General features: G+C 44.9%; 19 protein-coding genes. 14 read left to right on the top strand and 5 right to left on the bottom strand.

Features of this window, described 5'->3' with window-relative positions; genetic code table 11:
- Positions 1 to 66 precede the first annotated feature (66 nt).
- Positions 67 to 423: a replication protein RepA gene (locus IEY18_RS00860; protein ID WP_188916903.1), complete on the bottom strand. Its 357-nt coding sequence runs from the start codon at positions 421 to 423 to the stop codon at positions 67 to 69.
- Positions 383 to 1,126 (bottom strand): division plane positioning ATPase MipZ, encoded by a 744-nt coding sequence (locus IEY18_RS00855; protein ID WP_188916900.1) that lies wholly within the window; start codon positions 1,124 to 1,126, stop codon positions 383 to 385. The genes IEY18_RS00860 and IEY18_RS00855 overlap by 41 nt, the downstream gene beginning before the upstream one ends.
- A gap of 477 nt (positions 1,127 to 1,603) precedes the next feature.
- On the opposite strand from IEY18_RS00855, the gene IEY18_RS00850 reads away from it, so the two are divergent.
- On the top strand, positions 1,604 to 1,813 hold the full coding sequence (locus tag IEY18_RS00850; protein WP_188916898.1) for a DUF3820 family protein: 210 nt from the start codon (positions 1,604 to 1,606) through the stop codon (positions 1,811 to 1,813).
- Between the two features lie 81 nt (positions 1,814 to 1,894).
- On the top strand, positions 1,895 to 2,437 hold the full coding sequence (locus IEY18_RS00845; RefSeq protein WP_188916896.1) for a GNAT family N-acetyltransferase: 543 nt from the start codon (positions 1,895 to 1,897) through the stop codon (positions 2,435 to 2,437).
- Positions 2,438 to 2,524: 87 nt separating this feature from the next.
- On the opposite strand, the gene IEY18_RS00840 is transcribed toward IEY18_RS00845, so the two are convergent.
- Positions 2,525 to 4,288 (bottom strand): bifunctional metallophosphatase/5'-nucleotidase, encoded by a 1,764-nt coding sequence (locus IEY18_RS00840; protein WP_188916894.1) that lies wholly within the window; start codon positions 4,286 to 4,288, stop codon positions 2,525 to 2,527.
- A gap of 445 nt (positions 4,289 to 4,733) precedes the next feature.
- Between IEY18_RS00840 and IEY18_RS00835 the strand changes: the two genes are divergently transcribed.
- Positions 4,734 to 5,654 carry an SDR family oxidoreductase gene (locus tag IEY18_RS00835; RefSeq protein ID WP_188916892.1) on the top strand — a complete coding sequence of 307 codons (921 nt, stop codon included), beginning with the start codon at positions 4,734 to 4,736 and terminating at the stop codon, positions 5,652 to 5,654.
- Positions 5,655 to 5,719: 65 nt separating this feature from the next.
- Here the strand turns inward: IEY18_RS00835 and IEY18_RS00830 are convergent, their stop codons facing one another.
- A complete protein-coding gene (locus tag IEY18_RS00830; RefSeq protein ID WP_188916891.1) occupies positions 5,720 to 6,871 on the bottom strand; it encodes a CNNM domain-containing protein in 1,152 nt (383 codons plus the stop codon).
- Positions 6,872 to 7,147: 276 nt separating this feature from the next.
- Between IEY18_RS00830 and rlmN the strand changes: the two genes are divergently transcribed.
- The 8 genes from rlmN to der all read left to right on the top strand — a co-directional run bounded on the left by rlmN (position 7,148) and on the right by der (position 16,042).
- Positions 7,148 to 8,269, top strand: a complete 1,122-nt coding sequence (rlmN, locus tag IEY18_RS00825; RefSeq protein ID WP_188916882.1) for a dual-specificity RNA methyltransferase RlmN — start codon at positions 7,148 to 7,150, stop codon at positions 8,267 to 8,269.
- Between the two features lie 32 nt (positions 8,270 to 8,301).
- Complete coding sequence (pilW, locus tag IEY18_RS00820; protein WP_188916880.1) at positions 8,302 to 9,090, top strand: type IV pilus biogenesis/stability protein PilW; 789 nt, start codon at positions 8,302 to 8,304, stop codon at positions 9,088 to 9,090.
- Positions 9,087 to 10,076, top strand: a complete 990-nt coding sequence (gene rodZ, locus IEY18_RS00815) for a cytoskeleton protein RodZ (protein WP_188916878.1) — start codon at positions 9,087 to 9,089, stop codon at positions 10,074 to 10,076. The genes pilW and rodZ overlap by 4 nt, the downstream gene beginning before the upstream one ends.
- Before the next feature lie 41 nt (positions 10,077 to 10,117).
- Positions 10,118 to 11,233: a flavodoxin-dependent (E)-4-hydroxy-3-methylbut-2-enyl-diphosphate synthase gene (gene ispG / locus IEY18_RS00810; protein WP_188916876.1), complete on the top strand. Its 1,116-nt coding sequence runs from the start codon at positions 10,118 to 10,120 to the stop codon at positions 11,231 to 11,233.
- A 149-nt stretch (positions 11,234 to 11,382) separates the two neighbouring features.
- The gene (gene hisS, locus IEY18_RS00805) at positions 11,383 to 12,660 is read left to right on the top strand and encodes a histidine--tRNA ligase (RefSeq protein ID WP_188916874.1); all 1,278 of its coding nucleotides are present in this window, start codon (positions 11,383 to 11,385) and stop codon (positions 12,658 to 12,660) included.
- Positions 12,661 to 12,674: 14 nt separating this feature from the next.
- A complete protein-coding gene (locus IEY18_RS00800) occupies positions 12,675 to 13,295 on the top strand; it encodes a tetratricopeptide repeat protein (protein WP_188916872.1) in 621 nt (206 codons plus the stop codon).
- A 9-nt stretch (positions 13,296 to 13,304) separates the two neighbouring features.
- Positions 13,305 to 14,492, top strand: coding sequence for an outer membrane protein assembly factor BamB (bamB, locus tag IEY18_RS00795; RefSeq protein ID WP_188916869.1), 1,188 nt, complete (start codon positions 13,305 to 13,307; stop codon positions 14,490 to 14,492).
- 83 nt (positions 14,493 to 14,575) lie between these two features.
- Positions 14,576 to 16,042, top strand: coding sequence for a ribosome biogenesis GTPase Der (der, locus tag IEY18_RS00790; protein WP_188916867.1), 1,467 nt, complete (start codon positions 14,576 to 14,578; stop codon positions 16,040 to 16,042).
- Positions 16,043 to 16,250: 208 nt separating this feature from the next.
- Here the strand turns inward: der and xseA are convergent, their stop codons facing one another.
- The gene (gene xseA, locus IEY18_RS00785; protein ID WP_188916866.1) at positions 16,251 to 17,594 is read right to left on the bottom strand and encodes an exodeoxyribonuclease VII large subunit; all 1,344 of its coding nucleotides are present in this window, start codon (positions 17,592 to 17,594) and stop codon (positions 16,251 to 16,253) included.
- 131 nt (positions 17,595 to 17,725) lie between these two features.
- On the opposite strand from xseA, the gene guaB reads away from it, so the two are divergent.
- The 3 genes from guaB to tadA all read left to right on the top strand — a co-directional run bounded on the left by guaB (position 17,726) and on the right by tadA (position 21,525).
- Positions 17,726 to 19,192: an IMP dehydrogenase gene (gene guaB, locus IEY18_RS00780; RefSeq protein WP_188916864.1), complete on the top strand. Its 1,467-nt coding sequence runs from the start codon at positions 17,726 to 17,728 to the stop codon at positions 19,190 to 19,192.
- 88 nt (positions 19,193 to 19,280) lie between these two features.
- A complete protein-coding gene (guaA, locus tag IEY18_RS00775; RefSeq protein WP_188916862.1) occupies positions 19,281 to 20,858 on the top strand; it encodes a glutamine-hydrolyzing GMP synthase in 1,578 nt (525 codons plus the stop codon).
- 175 nt (positions 20,859 to 21,033) lie between these two features.
- Entirely contained in the window at positions 21,034 to 21,525 is a 492-nt protein-coding gene (gene tadA / locus IEY18_RS00770; protein ID WP_188916860.1) for a tRNA adenosine(34) deaminase TadA, read from the top strand.
- The last annotated feature ends 48 nt before the right edge of the window (positions 21,526 to 21,573 follow it).

The raw sequence follows: 21,573 nt of genomic DNA, 5'->3' as shown, positions 1-21,573 counted from the left end.
GCTTGCCCCTTGAGCCGTGCTACCAGTCAAGGGAGATGTTGAGCCACACGTAACGTCAATGACGATTTATTTGGCGCTTTGAGCTTTCTTGCTGTCTTTCATTGCCTGATATTCTTGTTCAATGAGGTCTCGAATTAACCTAGATTTTGCAATGCCTTGGTGTGTTGCCAATTCCGTGAGCTGTTGAATTACCGTTTCGTTTAAACTAAATGTCGCATTCTTTGATTTTCGGTTCGGTGTTTTGTGAATGGGTTGCTGATGAGCCGAAACCAAAGTGAGAGCAATGGGTGAATGTTTTGAAGCTAACGCCGCTTCACCCATAGCATAGCGAGAGGCATCTTCAATAAAGTCTTCTAAAGAGACCGGCTTTATAAAAGCAACGTTAGATGACGTAACGTTTTTCTTGAGATCTGCTAGAGCCATATTGATTTCCTAAGGTCGAGACTTGCTTTGTGAGGATGAATTGTTTGATTTCATCAGCATTCTTTAGATTAAACATTTCGCAAGCAATGTTTCTTATTTCGTCAGCAGCCTTGCCTTTGGGATCCATTTCTATCACTGAACATCCAGACTCTTCACTATCGTCATAGATGTTGCGGCAATAAGTAATTGCATTGAGTACATTGATATCGTATGAGCGACAAATCTCTTTTGCTTCCAATATACGATTGGCTTGACTTGGTAAACTTGGGCATTGAGTCATTACAAAGTTCGCCTGCAATTTGGGGTTTATCATCATGCAGGTTGCGACGATGTCCTCCATATGATTGACTGTTTTTAAGTCGCGGCGTTTAGGTCGTAGGGGCATCAATATGTAAGAGGCGACCGACATGGTTGCACGAAGCGCTAAATTGTCTTGTCCACCGCAATCGACGATGACGACATCATAATGTGACTCTAGACTGAGTAAATCGTTGCGAATTTTGCCATAGAGTTGGACACAGTTAATGGTCGTCAGCTTTGGAACTGCATTTCTCGCGTGTATCCAATCTGAAGTGGAGCGCTGGGGATCGCAATCGACCATGATGATTGAAGCCGCACACTCTTCGGCGAGATACACCGCTATGTTTTGAGCTAGGCAGCTCTTACCGCTACCACCTTTCTCTCCGCCGACTAGAATAATCATCTTGATGACCTCTCATAAAGGGTGATGCTGCTTGCTTTATATGCGTGAAAATCTTGGCGCAGTACTCTTCAAATAACCTTCGCAATGAAGGATTGAATATGGCACGTTCTTCACTCACTGAAGTTGCAAAACCTGTAACAATAAATTCACTTTAGACATCATTGTTTGGGGCGTCAACTGCTTGATTTTTGACATGTTTACGCTCGAATGGCAGTCGCTATTATTTTGACTTTATGCAAGTGGAGGCCAGATTATTGACGTCCTGACATACATGGTGGGCACTTGAGTTACTCGATGATTATCAAGGGTTTATTTTGTTTTATTATGAATGATGTTCACTGCTCTGAGCGAAATTAGAAATGAATTTGTCGCTTACTCGCAATAAAATATTTTTTAATTTTTTTACTGTGGTGTTAGGGAAGCATTAAAGAATTCGTTACTATGCCCCCAAGATTGAATGAAGAGTGATGTATTGCGATGGAGCAACAACAGCTGGTAGAAGCCGTGAATCAAGTCATGCCATTTGGGAAATATGCTGGGCGCCGATTACTAGAATTGCCTGAGCCTTATTTAGTTTGGTTTCACAGTAAAGGTTTTCCTGAAGGGAAGTTGGGGCAACAGTTAGCATTAATGTATGAGGTGAAGCTAAATGGTTTAGAAGGAATGCTTAAACCATTATTGAAGTAGCTCAAACCTGCTAATTTGACTGCTAGATTTACTAACCCACCGTTCCCATCCTAAATGGTTTAAAAAGATACTGTGAGATATATGAACCAAGGCAACAATTATCGTATACAGGGCTTAAATCCAAAAATCGGTAGACTGTATGCTCATGACTTATCAAGCCTTTATCATGATTCAGTACAACATTGCGCGAATGGTATTTATTCGCAAGCGCAGTGCGATGCATGGTCGTTTGCGCCGCGATCAGACTATTATTGGTTCAAGCAGTTATCACGTAATAAGAGTTGGCTAGCGCTCACGCAACCGCAGTCATCATCTGCACAGGAACGCGTGTGTATGGGGTTTGTCAGCATGGCCACTCGATTTCAAGAGCGTGGGTATATTGAACATTTATATGTAGCACCGCATTACCAGCGGCAGGGTATCGCAATAGAGTTATTAAATCAGTTAGAGTGCTGGGCTGTTGCTCAAAATTACCGACAGCTGACGACGGATGCCTCTGCACTATCGAAAGCCGCCTTTTTACGCCAAGGCTTCCATATCAAGCATAAAACCTACCAACAAAAGCGCGGGCAAATTTTACAAGGTTTTTATATGGTGAAATCCTTAAAAGGTCATCATATTTAGAGTGTAACGCTGTTGACGGATGCATTGAAAATGATTCGCCGTATTGATGCTTCTATCTAGTCGCTGTCTCATGTCCCATTGATGATGCTAGCTGTGCTGACTGATGTAGCTTAGCTGTGGTGCTAACGGCTGATCAATCACTTCCTTTTTACGGGCAAATTGCATAAATGCGGCCGCGAGGTTGATGTCTTGAATATCTTTTTGCCAGCATGATTGCAGTAAAGCTTGATAGCCTTCCTTACCCGATGCCGTATACGAGCTAGATACACCGACATAGTAATGATGGGTTTCTATGGGTTTCCAGACCAACTCTTGATTGTGAATATCATGATTCGCAGGATGTAGTTTGTCCAAAATTTGCAGTTGCTGAAGGCGGCTACCTATGGGCTGGCGACCGTCGTAGTGATATTTCAGACCATAGGTATATGGAAAGCTGCCAGCGCCCGTGCCGATAACACCGTTATTTGTCGCGGCATTAATTGCAGACTCAATGGCTTCAATCAGATAGCAGCCTTGAATTTGGTAGCGGACAAGTGGGAGTTCAAAAGGCAGAACGCGGCCAATAATATCGGCGACACTGATTTTTCCCTGCTCAAGGGAGTGGCGGACGCCGCCGGCATTATGTAGTGCAAAGTCTATATCAGCAGAAACCTCTCGCGCTTCGTGGTACATACTTTTGCTGACCCAAGGAGAAATTTCACTACCGTGGGGTAAGTGCTTACTGGGTAGACGAGAATGCTGTAGCGTTTTGGGTACAAAAGCGAGGATTTGATGTTCAAGCGCGTCGATTGCTGGGCGATATTGACTCCCAATTGCATAACGAATTGCGACATCCTCTTCATCCCACAAGATCCCTGGATGATCGGTTAATATGCTGCGGATTTGCTCATAATCATCTTCATCAACATCTTGAGGGGATTGCAAAAGAAACTGCTCATCCAGCATAAAGTTATTATTGCCCAGTAGTCGGGTCACTTTGCCAGAGGCATCAAATTCAATATTTGCGAGCCCTAACGTCTCAGCATGTAAGCCCGCATGCACAATCGGTGTCTCGTTGACACGCTCGCCATAGGTGAGGTTGCTTCTGCCTAATTTGCGAAAATCGCCTTGTAAGGTATGGGTATGCCCACCCACAATAAGACTGATCCCTTCGACTTCTTGCGCAAGAATTCTATCCTGTTGTAACCCCAAATGGCTGAGCACAATAATATGATGAATACCTTGCTTTTTAAGTGATTGTACGGTGTTTCGAGTCGTGGCAATGGCGTCTATAAAATGCACATCTGCATCTGGGCGCGCAATTTCTTTCATTTGATCAAGCGTGATGCCGACAATGGCAAGTTGGCGGTCATGAAAACTGCGGATTAGAGGTTTGGCAATGTGGTTCACTGGATCATAGTCATACAGCCTCGGCTCACCGCACAATGGTGCAACTTTACCTTTTTGCTCTCGGCTGAGATCCATATTGCCAGCCAAAATGGGAAAGTTTGTTGCTTGGATGAATTCTTTGACGGGGCCGTTTCCTGCATCAATTTCATGATTTCCGAGGACCATTGCATCTGGGGTCATCATCGATAGCAAATGAGCGTTTGCGGCACCTTTAAACTGGTTAAAATACAAAGTGCCTTGGAAGCTATCGCCCGCGTGCAGAAACAGAAATTCCTGCTGATTTTGTTGGGCTGCTAGTCTTGCTTGTTTGACTTGATATTGCAGCCGTGCGTAGCCGCCAGTATGGCTATATAACTCAAATGATTTATTGTGATGCTCGATATTAAATTGGATGCGACTGGGCTCAAAATGAGAGTGGGTATCATTTATATGGGCAAGTTTGAGTGTATAAGCTGTTTGCATGGAGTCCTCGATTAGTGAGGGTGAATTATACGCCAAAACCAATTGGTGTGGGAATAGCACTGGTCACAGGTTATAGGTCACAGGTATTGCTGCACTATGTTATCGGCAGAAAGTTGCAATAGGGTGTACAAGTAAGCAGAGCTCTTTTTAGTGCTAAAAATTTGTTTTTGGTAAAGCCTAAGTATCCACGGCGTTCCGAAGGTGTGCCTGTACATAGGCCAGCGGTAGGCAATGGGGATGATTATCAGGCGATATGAATAGCCACTGAGTCGCTAGGCTCCACGCCGTACCAACATTCGCATTGAAGTTCTCCTTTTGCAGCTACAAAGTCTCAATAACTGCGGGCTAGTTCATGGAGTGCTAAAGCAAATTTGAACTGGAAACTGGTGCGACATATAGTGAAGGGATCTCGCGTATAGTCTGGTATTTCGGTAGAGGAATTTTGATGAACGATAAATATGGCCGCATTTTGGTCGCTGGCTCAACTGGCTACTTAGGAATGCATATTGTTAAAGAGCTAGTAGAGAAAAAGTGTGACTTTAAGGCTCTCGCGAGAAGTACAGGCAAGCTAACGGAGATGGGGGTTGACGAAGATAAAATCATCCATGCCCGTGTCACTCGAGCTGATTCCCTGCAAGGCTGCTGTGATGGGATTGATGTCGTTATCTCCTGTTTAGGCATTACCCGGCAAAAAGATGGTCTGAAATATATGGATGTCGACTATCAAGCTAACCTTAACTTGCTGGAGGAAGCTGAGCGAGCAGGGGTGAAAAAGTTCATTTATATTTCCGCTTTTAATGCGCAAAATTTGCAACACATTCGTATTTTAAAAGCGAAAGAAAAATTTGCTGCAAGACTACTAGCATCTGAAAAACTCACTCCATGTGTGATTCGCCCAAATGGCTTTTTTGTCGATATGAAAGAGTTCTACATCATGGCTAAATCAGGCAAGGTGTTCCTGTTGGGTAAAGGCGATGTGAAACTTAACCCCATTCATGGTGAAGATTTAGCAAAGTATTGTATTCGAGCCATTCTAAAAGAAGGGCAAGAGTATGATGTTGGTGGCCCTGAAGTTCTTTCAGAAGATGAGATTGCCAAACTTGCGTTTAGCGCGCTGAAGAAAGAAGAAAAAATATCGCATTTTCCAGATTGGATTCGGCGTGTCATACTCTTCTTTAGCCGCTACTTACCTGAAAAGAAAACTGGACCGGCGGAGTTTTTTCTTTCAGCAATGGCGCAAGATATGATTGCACCTATTTATGGCACTAAAAAGCTGGGTGAGTACTTCAAAGATTTGGCGAGAAGAGAAAGAGCGCTTGCACAAAAGGCCAAGAACAAAGGCGAAACACCGGATTCAGGCGCCTAAATCTAGTCTTTTCATTGCAAGCATGTGCGCCTGATAGCTAAAATTTTTTAGCATTTTATATAAAGCTATTTGGAGGTGTCACTTTGCTCTATGTTGAGTGCCGTTGACACTTCACCTTCACTTTCATCGGCTTCATCTTTGGCTACGCTTGTGCGCGCTTCTTCATGCCCCATATCTGCGGAAAATACGATTCCTTTTTCTTTCATGCGTTTTTCCCACTGACTACGAGCCAGCTGCTGCATGTCAATTGCGGGATCGTTTAAGTCGACAATTTCTAAACCAAGCAGTGACTCGATAATGTCTTCTTGGGTGACGACACCAAGGATGTCACCATACTCATCCACGGAAACCGCAATTTGTGTATTGCGTCGGATCATCAGCTCAAATAACGGGAGGATGCGTGCCGAAGACGGGATGACGAGCAAATCGCGTTTGAACTTTACGAGCTGGGCTTGTGGCGTTTGATAGTTGGCGAGAATAATGTCACTTCGATCCACATAACCAATAATATCTTCATTGTTTTTTTGAAATAGAGGAATTCGAGTAAATGGTTTGTCGCTGTGCAGTTTTACAAATTCTTCAACTTTCATACTGGCTGGTAGATTAAAGATAACTGTTCTTGGGGTCATAATTGCAGTGACCGGAACATCTTTGGCGGAAAGCATTTGAGTGACAATTTTTGATTCTTGTTCATCAAGTTCACCGGACTCATGCCCCATTTTCGCCATGGCGCTGATCTCTTGTCTGACAAAAGGCTCCGGTGTACTTTCACTCATAGTTTTTGTGACTTGTTGAGACATCCAAATTAACGGTTTCGTTGCGCGTTCGAGCCATAACAAAACATATGACACCGCCGGCGCTAGCTGCCGCCACTGGTTCGCCCCGATGGTCTTTGGAATGATTTCTGAGAAAAATAAGATTAAAAAAGTCAGCACCCCCGAGAATACCCCGAGCATATCGTCACCAAATACCTTGGCTGCTTGGGCGCCAGCAACCGCTGCACCCACAGTATGGGAGATTGTATTTAAGGTTAGAATTGCAACGAGAGGTGATTCTACGTTTTCTTTTTGTATATTTAACCGCGCTGCGGCGTCCGGATTTTCTTCGGCCAAGGCCGAAATGTAGCTGGGTGTCACTGAAAGTAATACCGCCTCAAATACACTGCAAAGAAAAGAGATCGCAATGGCGAAAAAAACGATGGCAATAAGGGTGAACATGGGTTGATTTACCTATCCTTAGTCTCAGGGATTTAATGGTCATTGATATTATGTATTAAACGATGGTGTGACCTACAGGAGAAAGTCGGAATAACTGTATTATCTTCTGCGCAATCAAATGATTGTTTAATTATAGGGCTATCTTAAAGCATTCATAGAAGAAATTGCATCGGCGATACAAACTTGTTTGGCTTGGGCTGCCCCTAGCTATCAGCGCCGATGGCCTGTATAATTCTGCGCCCTGTTTCAGGTTTATTGAGTTTTGAGGTTAGACAAATGAGTGACAAAAAGATCAATTTATTAGATCTCGATCGCAGGGCGATGCGAGCTTTTTTTGCCGATTTGGGTGAAAAACCGTTTCGTGCCGATCAGCTCATGAAGTGGTTATATCACTTTGGTGTCAGTGACTTCGAACAAATGACCAATATCAATAAAAAGCTGCGAGCCAAGCTGGCGGCCAAGTGTGAGGTGGTTGCGCCTGAAATCTCAAGTTATCAAAAATCTAATGACGGCACGATTAAATTTGCGATTAATGTCGGCCAAGGCCAAGAAGTTGAAACCGTCTATATTCCAGAAGAAGATAGAGCGACACTGTGTGTATCGTCTCAAGTTGGCTGTGCATTAGAGTGTACCTTTTGTTCGACGGCGCAGCAGGGGTTTAACCGAAACCTAACTGTTTCTGAAATTGTTGGCCAAATCTGGCGTGTCTCGCACTTTTTAGGTTTTGCGAAAGAAACGGGTGAACGACCGATTTCAAATGTTGTGATGATGGGCATGGGTGAACCGTTATTGAACTTATCTAACGTTATTCCAGCGATGGATATTATGTTAGATGATTTAGGTTTTAGCCTTTCAAAGCGCAGAGTGACAGTATCAACTTCTGGCGTTGTACCGGCTTTAGATAAGTTGGGTGATGCGCTGGATGTGGCGTTAGCCGTGAGTATTCATGCTCCTAATGATGAGTTGCGTGATGAGCTTGTTCCAGTGAACAAAAAGTACCCTTTGGATGACTTTTTGGCCAGTATTCGTCGCTACCTTTCTAAATCAAACGCTAACCGCGGGCGAGTAACTGTTGAGTACGTGATGCTTGATCACATCAATGATAGTACTGATCAAGCCCATGAACTGGCTAAATTGATGAAAGAAACGCCGTGTAAAATCAATCTTATTCCCTTTAACCCGTATCCTGGTTCGCCGTATGGCCGTTCGTCCAATTCACGTATTGATCGTTTTTCTAAAGTGCTAATGGAGTACGGCTTAACGGTTATTGTTCGTAAGACCCGTGGTGATGATATTGATGCTGCTTGTGGTCAGCTTGCGGGGGATATCCGTGATAGAACGAAACGTTTAGCGAAAAAACGCATGCAAGATAACCAAATTTCGGTCACAATGGATTAACTCTTTGTTTGCTAATAATAATGGGCTTGCCAATGAAGCAAGGATTGCCACAAATTTGTTTAATGCTCACGCTGGCTGTTTCGATGACAGCGTGTGTTACTGAGCGTACCTATACTGGTACCGATATTCCCGTCTCTCAAAGAACATTTGATAAAGAGTTAGCCGCCAGAGACCGACTTAACTTAGGTTTAACCTATTTAAGGAAAGGCAATAGTGTTCAAGCGAAGTTTAACCTAGACAAAGCAGAAGAATACGCCCCATACCTTGAAGATGTACATGTTGCTAAAGCTTACTATTTCCAAACTGTAGGTGAGGTTATTCGCGCCGAAGAAGCCTATGAAAAAGCAATCAGCCTCTCAACAGCGACCGGTAATTCATACAATAATTTTGGTGTGTTTCTTTGCCAACAGAAGAAGTATGAAAAATCAGAGAAGATGTTTTTAGCGGCCATCAATATTCCCAAATATACGCGTATTGGCTCAAGCTATGAAAACCTTGGCCTCTGTAGCAAAGAAGCTGGTCATATCGAAAAAGCACGACAGTATTTTGAGATGGCGTTAAAATATGAGCCTCGACGTCAATCAACCTTGCTTGAGTTAATCGATATGGAAATGGACGCTCAACAATACACCATGGCCAAAAGGCAGCTCGAGCGGTATCATTCTGTTGCTCAGCAGTCGGCTCAAAGCTTGGCTTTAGCAATAGAAATTGAGCAAGGGTTGAATGATCTTATTGCGGCCTCACGATTTGGCCTTATTTTGCTGGCTAAATTTCCCCAGTCGCCCCAAGCCTTGCAGTACAAAACAAGTTTGCAACAATGACAAATCAAAACGAAGATCTGTTCGCTCAAGAAGAGAGTGAACGCGAAGAAACACTAGGTCCAATCCTACGGGCCGCCCGAGAGCAAAAAGGCATGTCGATAGACGACATTGCAGAGCGTTTGCACCTGCGACCGAGTATCGTCAAAGATATTGAAGCAGATTGTTTCAATGATATCGCTTCTTCAACCTATGCCCGTGGCTATGTCAGGAATTTTGCTCGAATTGTTGAGGCTTCAGAGCCTCAGGTGATGGCGTGCCTTGCTCGTCAGGTGCCATCTGTTGATGAGCACGCAATGCAGAGTTTTTCGCGCAAAACCAGCCGTGAAGCCCGAGACAATCGTTTAATGTTAGTAACCTATTTGATTGTAGCGGTCTTACTGACATTATTGATTGTTTGGTGGGTGCAAAAATCTGAGCTACTGTCTGGGAAAGACTTTTCGCAACCAACAGTTGAGGAGATTGCTGAATCACTAGAAGATGAGCCGTCTCCAATGCTCCGCGAACCAGAAGCCAATGCGGCCCCTGAAACCGCGCTAGATAACGACGCTGAACCTGCGCCTGCAGTCAATCAACCGCAGTTGAATGAGCGTGAAGCTGCGGTGGTTATGGCAGCCTCCATTGCTGAGCAAGATTCGTCTTCCGCAATGACCGCGGTCAATCAAGCGATTGATGAAACTGCGTTAGAGAGCACACCCAACACTCCTGTCGATGCTGTAAAATTAGCGAAATCTGCAAACGGGTTGACTGCGTTAGAAGTCAGCCTGACTGGTGACTGCTGGATTAAAGCCACCGATGCGACAGGCAAAGTATTGATTAATGATTTGAAAAAATCAGGTAAAACCATTTCTGTCACAGGAAAACCTCCTTTTAAGTTGGTGCTTGGTGCGCCGCAAGTGGTTTCGATGAAACTTGATGGGGAGTCTGTTGATATGAGCCAGTTCCCACGTAATCGAGTTGCTAGAATTACGGTACCTGTTCAAGGTTAATCGTAGTGAATCCCAAAGAATTCAAATAGAGCAAACTTAAGATGTACAACGAGAATCCAATCATTAGACGCCCATCAACTCGAATTTATGTTGGTGATGTACCGATTGGTGATGGAGCACCCATTGCCGTTCAGTCGATGACAAATACGCGAACGACCGATGTCGAAGCGACCGTTGCTCAAATTCGAGCGTTAGAAAATGTAGGTGCTGATTTAGTTCGAGTATCGGTACCGACAATGGATGCCGCCGAAGCATTTAAGCTCATTAAACAACAAGTCAAAGTGCCTTTGATTGCAGATATTCACTTTGATTATCGAATTGCACTAAAAGTTGCTGAATATGGTGTCGATTGCTTGCGGATTAATCCTGGCAATATTGGCAATGAGGAACGTGTTCGCAATGTTGTCGATTGTGCTCGTGATAAAAACATTCCGATTCGTATCGGGGTTAATGGTGGTTCATTAGAGAAAGACCTCATGGATAAATACCATGAGCCAACGCCAGAAGCCCTCTTAGAGTCGGCCATGCGTCATGTGGATATTTTAGATAGACTGAACTTTGATCAATTCAAGGTGAGTGTTAAAGCTTCCGATGTCTTCCTTGCTGTTGAGTCATATCGCTTGCTGGCCAAGCAAATTCAGCAACCATTGCATCTCGGGATTACTGAAGCGGGTGGCGCTCGTGCCGGTGCCGTTAAATCAGCGGTTGGTATGGGAATGCTACTGGCTGAAGGCATTGGTGATACGCTACGGGTTTCGCTTGCTGCTGATCCGGTTGAAGAAATCAAAGTCGGTTTTGATATTTTAAAGTCGCTACGTATTCGCTCTCGCGGCATTAACTTCATTGCTTGCCCGTCATGTTCTCGTCAGGAGTTCGATGTCATTACGACGGTCAATGCTTTAGAAGAGCGCTTAGAAGATGTTACGACAGCAATGGATGTGTCGATTATTGGGTGTGTAGTTAATGGACCTGGCGAAGCCTTAGTCTCCGATATTGGCCTCACTGGCGGGAATCGTAAGAGTGGTTATTACGATGATGGAGAACGTCAAAAAGAGCGCTTTGATAATGAAAAAATTGTGGATCAGTTAGAAGCAAAAATTCGAGCAAAAGCTGAGTTAATGGCAAATCGGATCCCAGTAAACGAACAAGACAAATAACGCTGAAAGCGCGCTTTTTTTATACAAACTAAAATGTTTCAACCGCCTTTAGGGAGAAATCCTTAAAGGCTGTTTTACGTTTGGCGCTGATACGCCTATAATGCGGAACATTTTTGAATTTTAATCAGCTAGTAATACGAGTCGAGCCCGTGGCAAAACAGATCCAAGCGATTCGCGGAATGAATGACATTCTGCCAACTCAAAGTCCTCTATGGCAAAAAGTAGAAGCTGAACTTCGAGCTTCTGTCAGTGCGTATGGATATAGTGAAATCCGTATGCCTATCGTTGAGAGTACTGACCTTTTCAAACGCTCTATTGGTGAAGTGACCGATATTGTCGAAAAAGAAATGTATACGTTTGAAGATCGCAACGGAGATAGTTTGACCCTGCGCCCTGAAGGCACTGCATCCACAGTTCGAGCAGGTAACGAGCATGGGTTGCTGTATAACCAAGAGCAGCGTTTATGGTATATGGGACCAATGTTTCGCCATGAGCGCCCGCAAAAAGGCCGCTATCGTCAGTTTCACCAATTTGGTGTAGAAATCTATGGTATAGCGAGTGCTGATATCGATGCGGAAGTGTTGATGTTGTCGGCCCGTTTATGGGAAAAACTTGGAATAAGTGAGCATGTAACACTTGAGTTAAATACCCTTGGTGACAGTGAAGAACGCGCGACATATCGTGACGCTTTAATTGCTTTTTTAGAGCAATATAAAGACCAGTTAGATGAAGATAGCCAGCGTCGTATGTACACCAATCCTCTACGTGTTTTAGATTCAAAAAATCCAGAGGTTCAAGCTTTATTAACAGACGCACCTCAGCTTTCTGATTACCTTGGCGAAGATTCAAAAGGACATTTTTCACATTTGTGTGAACTCCTTGACGCTGTGGGTATCCAATACACCATTAATCCAAGGCTCGTCCGTGGACTTGACTACTATAATCGCACTGTTTTTGAGTGGGTCACGTCAAGTTTAGGTGCCCAAGGTACTGTTTTGGCGGGTGGCCGTTATGACGGCTTAGTGGGTCAATTAGGTGGAAAGGACACTCCAGCAGTTGGTTTTGCAATGGGGCTGGAGCGTATAGTTTTACTGCTAGAAACCTTGGAACTGACTAAAGATATTCCGGCACCTGTTGATGTGTATGTCACGGCAATGGGTGACAATTGTAAGATAGAAGCGATTAAAGTCGCAGAGCAGTTACGCCAACAACTGCCACAGCTTAAAGTAATGAGCCACTGTGGTGGTGGTAATTTTAAAAAGCAAATGAAACGAGCTGATAAGAGTGGTGCAAGTATCGCGCTTATCCTTGGGGAAAATGAAATCGCTGCGGGTCAAGTTGCAGTGAAGCATTTGCGAAATAATAATGAACAACAGCTCGTTGCCCGTGATGATCTGGTAACGACTTTGGCTGGATTGGTTGAATAAGAGGGGAAGTGTGCGTGGAAATTTATAGCACAGAAGAACAACAAGTTGACGCAATCAAAACATTTTGGAAGGACTATGGAACATCGATCATTATCGGTGCGGTCGTAGGTCTAGGAGGCTTATATGGTTGGAATACCTATTCTGATTATAAAGTCACCCAACAAGAGAAAGCTTCTGAAGCATTTCAAAGTGTAGGCTTACAGCGTGCAGACCCTGTTGCGATGAAAACAGCGGCCGCAGAATTTAGCACAGCCCACGACCAAAAAGGTTATCAAGCGATGCTTGACTTGATCTTGGCGAAAGCTGCGGTTGATGCAGGTGATTTAGCCGAAGCAGAAAAAGTATTAAAACAAGTGATAGCAGCCAAGCCAGGTTCTAGCCTTGATGTGATTGCGACCATTCGCCTTGCGCGGATTCAAGCTGAGCAAGGCCAGCTTGCAACAGCAATCGCCACTTTAGAGCAAGTGACTGATGAAGCTTTCCTTGCGCAGCGCGATGAATTAAAAGGTGACTTTTTGAGTCGTCAGGGCGATGTTGAGAAAGCAAAGGTTGCTTATCAATCTGCAATGGACAAGGGTGGAGCTGCTGCAAGCCCAGGCCTAAAAATGAAACTTGATAGCTTGAATCAAGCCTAAGGATTGCCAATGAAATCTTGGTGTAAAACCCTCATTGCTTGTGGTTTAAGTTTAAGTGTTCTGACTTCATGTTCATCAAATGATGTTGAAGAAGAGCCAGCCGCGCCTTTAAAAGAGTTACAAGCTAGCGTATTTCCTGAAGTGAGCTGGAGTGTCTCTGTTGGCAACGGCGTCGGGAGCTTCTATTCGCAATTGTCTCCTGCGGTTCGCTACGGCAAAGTTTTTGTTGCGGGTCGATTCGGAGAGGTTGCTGCCTTTGACGAAAACACCGGTGATCAGGTATGGAGCCGAGATTTTAGCGAAGTATTTCGTTCAGCTGCTTTGGCAAAAAATAAAGGTGCGCGTTTGTCCGGTGGTATAACCGCGGCGCGAAATAAAGTCTTTATTGGTGGTGAGAGCGGCATGCTTGGTGCGCTAGACGCTGAGACTGGTGAGCTGGCATGGTATGCACTTACAAGCGGAGAAGTGCTTTCAGCACCAACCGTTGCTGAAGATATCGTTGTGGTACATACCGGTATTGGCACCATTGAAGCTTATGATGTTGAGAGTGGTAAGCAAGTTTGGACCAATGAGAACCAACTCCCTAACTTAACGCTTCGCGGTACAGGTTCGCCTGCTTATGAATCTGGCGGCTTTTTTGTTGGCAGTGCCGATGGCAAAGTCTCAGTGATTATCAAAAGCAATGGGCAAACGGCTTGGCAACAACCAATCTATACGCCTACTGGTGGCAATGAATTCACGCGCATGGCTGATGTCGATATGAAGCCGGTGATCGTGGGCCAAAATCTTTACGCAGTGAGTTATAACGGTAACCTTGTGGCGATGGAGATGCGCTCGGGTCGTATTATTTGGTCGCGTAAATATTCTAGCTTCAACGAGCTGGCTGTATCTGGCCTAAGCTTATTTGTTGTTGATGATTACAGCCGCATTTATGCCGTGGATAAGCGTAATGGGCTAGAGTTATGGAGTAACTCTGAGCTGATTAATCGCAATCTAACTTCTGCTGCCGTATTTGGCGAGTATGTTGTGGTTGGTGATTTTGAAGGCTACCTTCATTTTATAGCGCGTGAAAGTGGTAAGATTGAAGGCCGTCTTAAAATAGATGATTCAGGCTTGTATAGCCAACCTGTCGTTGTTGCAGATAAGCTATATGTGCAAACTCGGGCGGGTAAAGTCGCTACCGTTACGCTTCCGTAGCGCTGAATGCAATAGCATTGATAGCCCCCGGAAGTGTGTTCTGGGGGCTTTTTAATTATAAAGAAGTAAATTGAGGCAAAAACATGATTCCTGTAGTGGCCCTTGTGGGTCGGCCTAATGTAGGTAAATCCACATTATTTAACCGTCTCACCCGTACGCGAGATGCGTTAGTCGCTGACTATCCTGGGTTAACCCGTGATCGCAAGTATGGCCGTGCCCATTTAGCTGGATACGAGTTTATTGTTGTTGATACTGGTGGCATCGACGGTACCGAAGAGGGTATCGAAACGAAAATGGCCGAGCAATCTTTGGCAGCCATTGAAGAAGCTGATGTAGTCTTGTTCATGACAGATGCCAGAGCGGGTTTGACAGCGGCTGATCAGGCTATTGCCCAGCATCTACGTAGTCGTGATAAAACGACTTTTGTGGTTGCCAATAAAGTTGATGGTATTGATGGTGACTCTGCTTGTGCTGAGTTTTGGTCATTAGGTCTTGGTGAAGTTTACCAGATGGCTGCATCGCAGGGCCGAGGTGTGACGAATATGATTGAGTATTCGCTGGCGCCTTACGCTGAAGCGATGGGTATCAGCAAAGATGGTCAGCAAGATGAAGACGTGGCTGCGCGTGAATATAGTGAAGAAGAAGCAGAGGCAGAGCAAAAACGTTTGCAGGATTTGCCGATTAAGTTAGCGATTATTGGCAAACCCAATGTCGGTAAATCTACGCTGATTAATCGTATTCTCGGTGAAGACCGCGTGGTGGTTTATGACCAGCCCGGCACAACCCGAGACAGTATCTATGTCCCTATGGAGCGTGAAGGCCGAGAGTACATTTTGATTGATACGGCTGGTGTTCGCCGTCGCGCGAAGGTGCACGAGACCGTGGAGAAGTTCTCGGTTATTAAAACCTTGAAAGCTGTTGAAGACTCAAACGTTGTTTTACTTGTGATTGATGCGCGCGAAGGGATCGCTGAGCAAGATCTTGGGCTGCTTGGTTTTGCGCTTAATGCTGGGCGAGCACTGGTTATCGCCGTTAATAAATGGGATGGCATTGATCAAGAAGTAAAAGATCGTGTCAAGAGTGAGTTAGATCGCCGTCTAGGCTTTATCGATTTCGCTCGCATTCACTTTATCTCAGCACTGCATGGTACGGGCGTTGGCCATTTGTATGAGTCTATTGAAGAAGCATATGACAGTGCTACACGTCGCGTGAGCACGTCGATGTTAACGCGTATTATGCAAATGTCGCAGGATGATCATCAGCCACCAATGGTGAATGGTCGACGTGTGAAGCTAAAGTATGCGCATGCTGGTGGCTATAACCCTCCAATCGTTGTCATCCATGGCAACCAGGTCGCCAAGTTACCCGATTCTTACAAGCGTTATATGATGAATTATTTCCGTCGTTCACTCAAAGTTGTTGGCACGCCAATTCAATTGCGTTTTCATGAAGGTGCCAACCCATTTGAAGGGAAAGTCGAGAAATTAACACTGAGTCAGGAGCGTCGTCGTAAACGTATGATGGGTCATATCAAAGACAAGAAGAAATAGTCTTTGAATCGTTTTTAACGTGAATGTCACTATAAAAAGGAACCTTAGGGTTCCTTTTTTGTGATTTTGACTACGACGGGGAGGTAAACTCAGAAGCATTACCACGATGTTTACTCGTTGTTTGATAATAACTGCTGATTATTACGATGCACCTTTTCAGTATTTAAGTCGTGAAGATGCGTATCACCACATCGTCATTTTAACCATCTTAACTCTCATCAATGTGGGTGATGGTCGAGGTCAGACTGCCTTGATGTAATTGCGTCACTACCGTTTCCCCAATTTTAGCCGCATGTGAAGATGTTAAAAGCTGGCCTTTATTGTTTCGACTAATGCTATAACCACGGCCAAGGGTTGATAAAGGACTAACCGTATCGAGTTGGTGAGCCGCTGATTCAAATCGCTGCTTTGCCTGCTCAAAAGTCTGGGCTACTGCACCGTCTAACCTTTGACTTAAATAGGTTAGTTGTCGCTCTGCTAAATCAAGTTTATTTGCAGGGGAACGTTGTAAGAGCCTCGCAGAGAGTTGCTGCTGTATGACGTAGTGCCGATTTAGTTTCTGGCTGACAGATTGGTTAAGCCGATACTCAAACTCATCAAATTTCTGTTGAAGGCTTTGTAAGCGAACTTTGGGGTCTTGCCGAGAGAGTTGATGTTGTATGTGTTGCAGCTGATTCGCGCGCTTCAAGCTAAAATGCTGCCAGCTTTGTTGTAAGCGATCGTGCCACCGGTTGATTTGTTGACGTCGCTGCTCACTATCTGAAGAAAGAATTTCTGCCGCTGCTGAAGGGGTCGGGGCTCTTAAATCAGCCACATAATCACTGATAGTGGTATCGACTTCATGGCCAACAGCAGACACAACGGGGATTGCACTATTGTATATTGTATGGGCAAGCGCTTCGCTATTAAAGCACCATAAATCTTCTAAAGAGCCGCCACCACGCGTGAGGAGCAACACATCAACTTCAGCTCTCTCATTGGCAACCTCTATGGCTCGACACAGCTCTTTTGCCGCGATTTCCCCTTGCACCTGGCTTGGGTAGATCACAACCTCGAGTGACGGGTCTCGTCGATGCAGCACATGTAATATATCGCGTATTGCGGCACCGGTTGGGGAGGTGATGATGCCGACTTTACCAATGGGGGATGGTAAGGTGCGTTTGGTCTCCACAGAAAACATGCCTTCTGCGGCGAGCTTCATCTTCAACGCTTCATATTGCTGTGCTAAAAGACCATCACCTGCCGGAAGCATGCTGTCGATAATGAGCTGATAATCACCTCTCGGCTCATAAACACTAATCGTGCCTTTCACCAGAACTTGTTGTCCATTATTGGGAACAAAGGTGACGGAACGGTTACGGCCTTTAAACATCGCGCAACGAACTTGAGAGCGACTATCCTTAAGCGTGAGGTACCAGTGGCCTGAACTTGGCGAGGAAAAATTGGAGATTTCAGCTTCTAACCAGATTTTTCCAAGTTGATTCTCCAAAATTTGTCGAACTTCACCGTTCAGCTTAGAGACTGTATAAACGTTGTTTTTTAGCGTTTGCATCAGGATTTAGCCGCTAATGGTAATTTTTTACTATTTTCCATTTACCACTGCGTATATGCAAGGTATAATTCCGCCGCAATATTTTACCTCTATTATTAAATAATATCCTACCTATCGGGGAAATGTTGCTCATGCTACGTTTAATTAAAGATGCACTTACTTTTGACGATGTGTTGCTGGTTCCAGCGCACTCGACAGTCCTCCCTAACACTGCAAGCTTGAAAACTCGCCTTACCAATAAGATTGATCTAAATATACCTCTCGTCTCTGCAGCAATGGATACTGTAACTGAGTCGCGCCTTGCGATTGCGATGGCTCAGGAAGGTGGTTTAGGATTTATTCATAAAAATATGAGTATCGAACAACAAGCAGAAGAAGTTCGTAAAGTTAAAATTTATGAAGCTGGTATTGTTCAGCAACCGGTCACGATTTCTCCAACCACTACGCTTGCTGAATTGAAGCGTTTGATTGAGAAAAATGGCTTTGCCGGTTACCCAGTTGTGAACGCCGCCAATGAGCTTGTTGGTATCATCACCGGTCGTGATACTCGTTTTGTGACGGATTGGAGCAAAACGGTCAATCAAGTGATGACACCGCGCGATCGTCTAGTCACTGTGCTCGAAGGTACGCCTTTAGCGGACGTTCAAAAGTTAATGCATGAACACCGTATTGAAAAAGTTTTAGTGGTCGATGATAACTACAAACTGAAAGGTCTCATTACGGTTAAAGATTTCCAAAAAGCAGAGCAAAAGCCCAATGCTTGTAAAGATGAGCTTGGCCGCTTACGTGTGGGTGCCGCTGTGGGTGCTGGCCCAGGTAATGAAGAACGAGTTGATGCATTAGTCAAAGCTGGCGTAGATGTATTATTGATTGATTCATCTCATGGGCACTCTGAAGGTGTATTACAACGTATTCGTGATACCCGTGCGAAATACCCTGATTTGCAAATCGTTGGGGGTAACGTCGCAACCGCAGATGGCGCAGTGGCATTGGTTGAAGCTGGTGTGAATGCTGTTAAAGTCGGTATTGGCCCAGGCTCAATTTGTACCACCCGTATTGTTACAGGTGTTGGTGTTCCTCAAATTACAGCTGTATCTGATGCAGCAGAAGCGGTAAAAGCGCTTGGTATTCCAGTCATTGCAGATGGCGGTATCCGCTTCTCTGGTGATTTAGCAAAAGCACTGGCTGCTGGCGCATCATGTGTCATGGCGGGTTCTATGTTTGCGGGTACCGACGAAGCTCCAGGTGAAACTGAGCTTTATCAAGGTCGTGCATACAAATCATACCGCGGTATGGGGTCGCTTGGCGCAATGTCTCAAGGTTCTTCTGATCGTTATTTCCAAAGTGATAACGCGGCGGACAAGTTAGTACCAGAAGGTATCGAAGGCCGCGTCCCTTACAAAGGAAAACTGAAAGAGATCATCCATCAACACATGGGTGGTTTGCGCTCGTGCATGGGACTTACAGGTTGCGAAACCATTGATATCCTAAATAACAAAGCTCAGTTTGTTCAAATTACCGCTGCAGGTATGGGTGAATCCCATGTCCACGACGTGACAATGAGCAAAGAAGCACCTAATTACCGTTCTGGCGGTTAACTCCACAATGGAATATGAGGGCAAACACGATTGCCCTCATTGATTTGAATTCAATCCCTACAAATTTAAGCGAACAAAAAGGTTTCCCATGAGCGATATTCATGAGCATAAAATCCTGATCCTTGATTTTGGATCTCAATATACCCAATTAATCGCACGTCGAATCCGTGAAATCGGTGTCTACTGTGAACTGTGGGCGTGGGATGTGTCTGAAGAGCAAATTAAAGGCTTTGCCCCGAACGGCATTATTCTCGCGGGTGGACCTGAAAGCGTAACTGCTGAAAACTCACCTCGTGCGCCACAATATGTGTTTGAAGCGGGTGTACCAGTCCTTGGGATTTGTTACGGCATGCAAACGATGTCTGAACAGCTCGGTGGCAAGGTTATTCAAGGGATTGGTGAGGGTGAGTTTGGCTACGCTCAAGTCGAATTGCAGGCGCCATCTGCGCTATTTAAAGCGATTGAAGATGCGGTCAGTGAATCGGGTAAGCCGTTACTTGACGTGTGGATGAGCCACGGTGATAAAGTTTCTGAAATTCCAGAAGGCTTTGTAGCTGTTGCGAACACAGAGACATGCCCATACGCCGCAATGGCAAATGAAGACAAACAGTTTTACGGCGTGCAATTCCACCCTGAAGTAACCCACACGCGCCAAGGCAAGCGTATGCTTGAGCACTTTGCGTTAGAGATTTGTGGTTGCCCCGCCAATTGGAAGCCTTCATCAATCATTGAAGATGCGATCGCGCGCCTGAAAAAACAAATCGGCGATGATGAAGTCATTCTTGGTCTTTCTGGTGGTGTTGACTCATCGGTTGTGGCGATGCTGCTACATCGCGCGATAGGGGACAAGCTGACGTGTGTATTCGTTGACAACGGATTACTTCGCTTAAATGAAGCAACGCAAGTGATGGATATGTTTGGTGATCATTTTGGTCTTAATATCATTCATGTTGAAGCTGAAAACCGTTTCCTTGATGCGCTCAAGGGCGAAAGTGACCCAGAAGCTAAACGTAAAATTATTGGCCATGTGTTTGTCGACATTTTTGATGAAGAATCGAAGAAGTGCGTCAATGCAAAATGGCTTGCTCAAGGTACGATCTACCCTGATGTGATTGAATCTGCAGGCAGTGCTACGGGTAAGGCGCATGTGATCAAATCACACCACAATGTCGGTGGATTACCTGATGACATGGAGCTGGGTCTTGTTGAACCATTGCGTGAACTCTTTAAGGATGAAGTGCGTAAAATTGGTTTAGAACTGGGCTTGCCATATGACATGCTATATCGTCACCCGTTCCCTGGACCAGGCCTTGGCGTGCGTGTGTTGGGTGAGATTAAGAAAGAGTATTGTGACTTACTAAGATTGGCGGATGCAATCTTTATCGATGAGCTAAGAAAAGCTGAGCTCTACGACAAAGTTAGCCAAGCATTTACCGTCTTTTTACCTGTTCGCTCGGTTGGCGTAATGGGTGATGGTCGTAAATATGACTGGGTTGTTTCTTTACGAGCGGTTGAGACGATTGACTTTATGACCGCACACTGGGCACATCTACCGTATGATTTCTTAGGTCGTGTATCGAACCGCATTATCAATGAAATTGATGGGATCTCACGCGTGGTTTACGATATTTCGGGTAAGCCGCCAGCGACAATTGAGTGGGAATGATGCCACTGAACTTCTAAAGTGATGTTTCACTGGATTGAAGATAAAAAAGGCGCCTCGGCGTCTTTTTTTATATAATCGCGTCAGCCATTGATGATGACTTCAATTGGTTGGTTAGGCATCAATGTACCAATGATTGTGTTTATATTAGAAGTTTTTCTAGAGTGAGTAAGACGCATTGCAACAATTAAAAACAGATGAATATTGGATGGAAAGAGCCATTGCTTTAGCAGCGCAAGCGGAGGCTAAAGATGAAGTTCCGGTCGGCGCAGTACTCGTCAAAGACGGCGAGTTGATTGCTGAGGGTTACAATTATTCGATAGGTCTTTGCGATCCGAGTGCGCATGCCGAAATGCAGTGTTTGCGTGTGGCTGGACAAGTACTGGAAAATTATCGACTCTTAGATACAACGATGTATGTCACCCTAGAGCCGTGCGCAATGTGTGCGGGGGCGATGGTGCATAGTCGTATTAAACGTTTGGTATTTGGTGCGGCCGATGAAAAGACGGGAGCGGCGGGAACCGTGATGAACCTATTGCAGCATCCAAATTTAAATCATCAATTGCAAGTCGAGGGGGGCGTGATGGCTGAAGCCTGCAGCGAACAGCTCAGCAATTTCTTTAAACGACGCCGTAAAGAGCATAAAGCGAAGAAACAACAAAAAGGATAATTCGCCGCTAGTTTGGCACTCGAATAAAAGTGAAAAACTGCTTTTGTC

It is taken from the genome of Shewanella gelidii, from assembly GCF_014647855.1.
GTDB classification, from domain to species: Bacteria; Pseudomonadota; Gammaproteobacteria; order Enterobacterales; family Shewanellaceae; genus Shewanella; species Shewanella gelidii.
The sequence above is the reverse complement of the archived record's forward strand: the minus strand, read 5'-3'. Positions and strand labels throughout refer to the sequence as shown.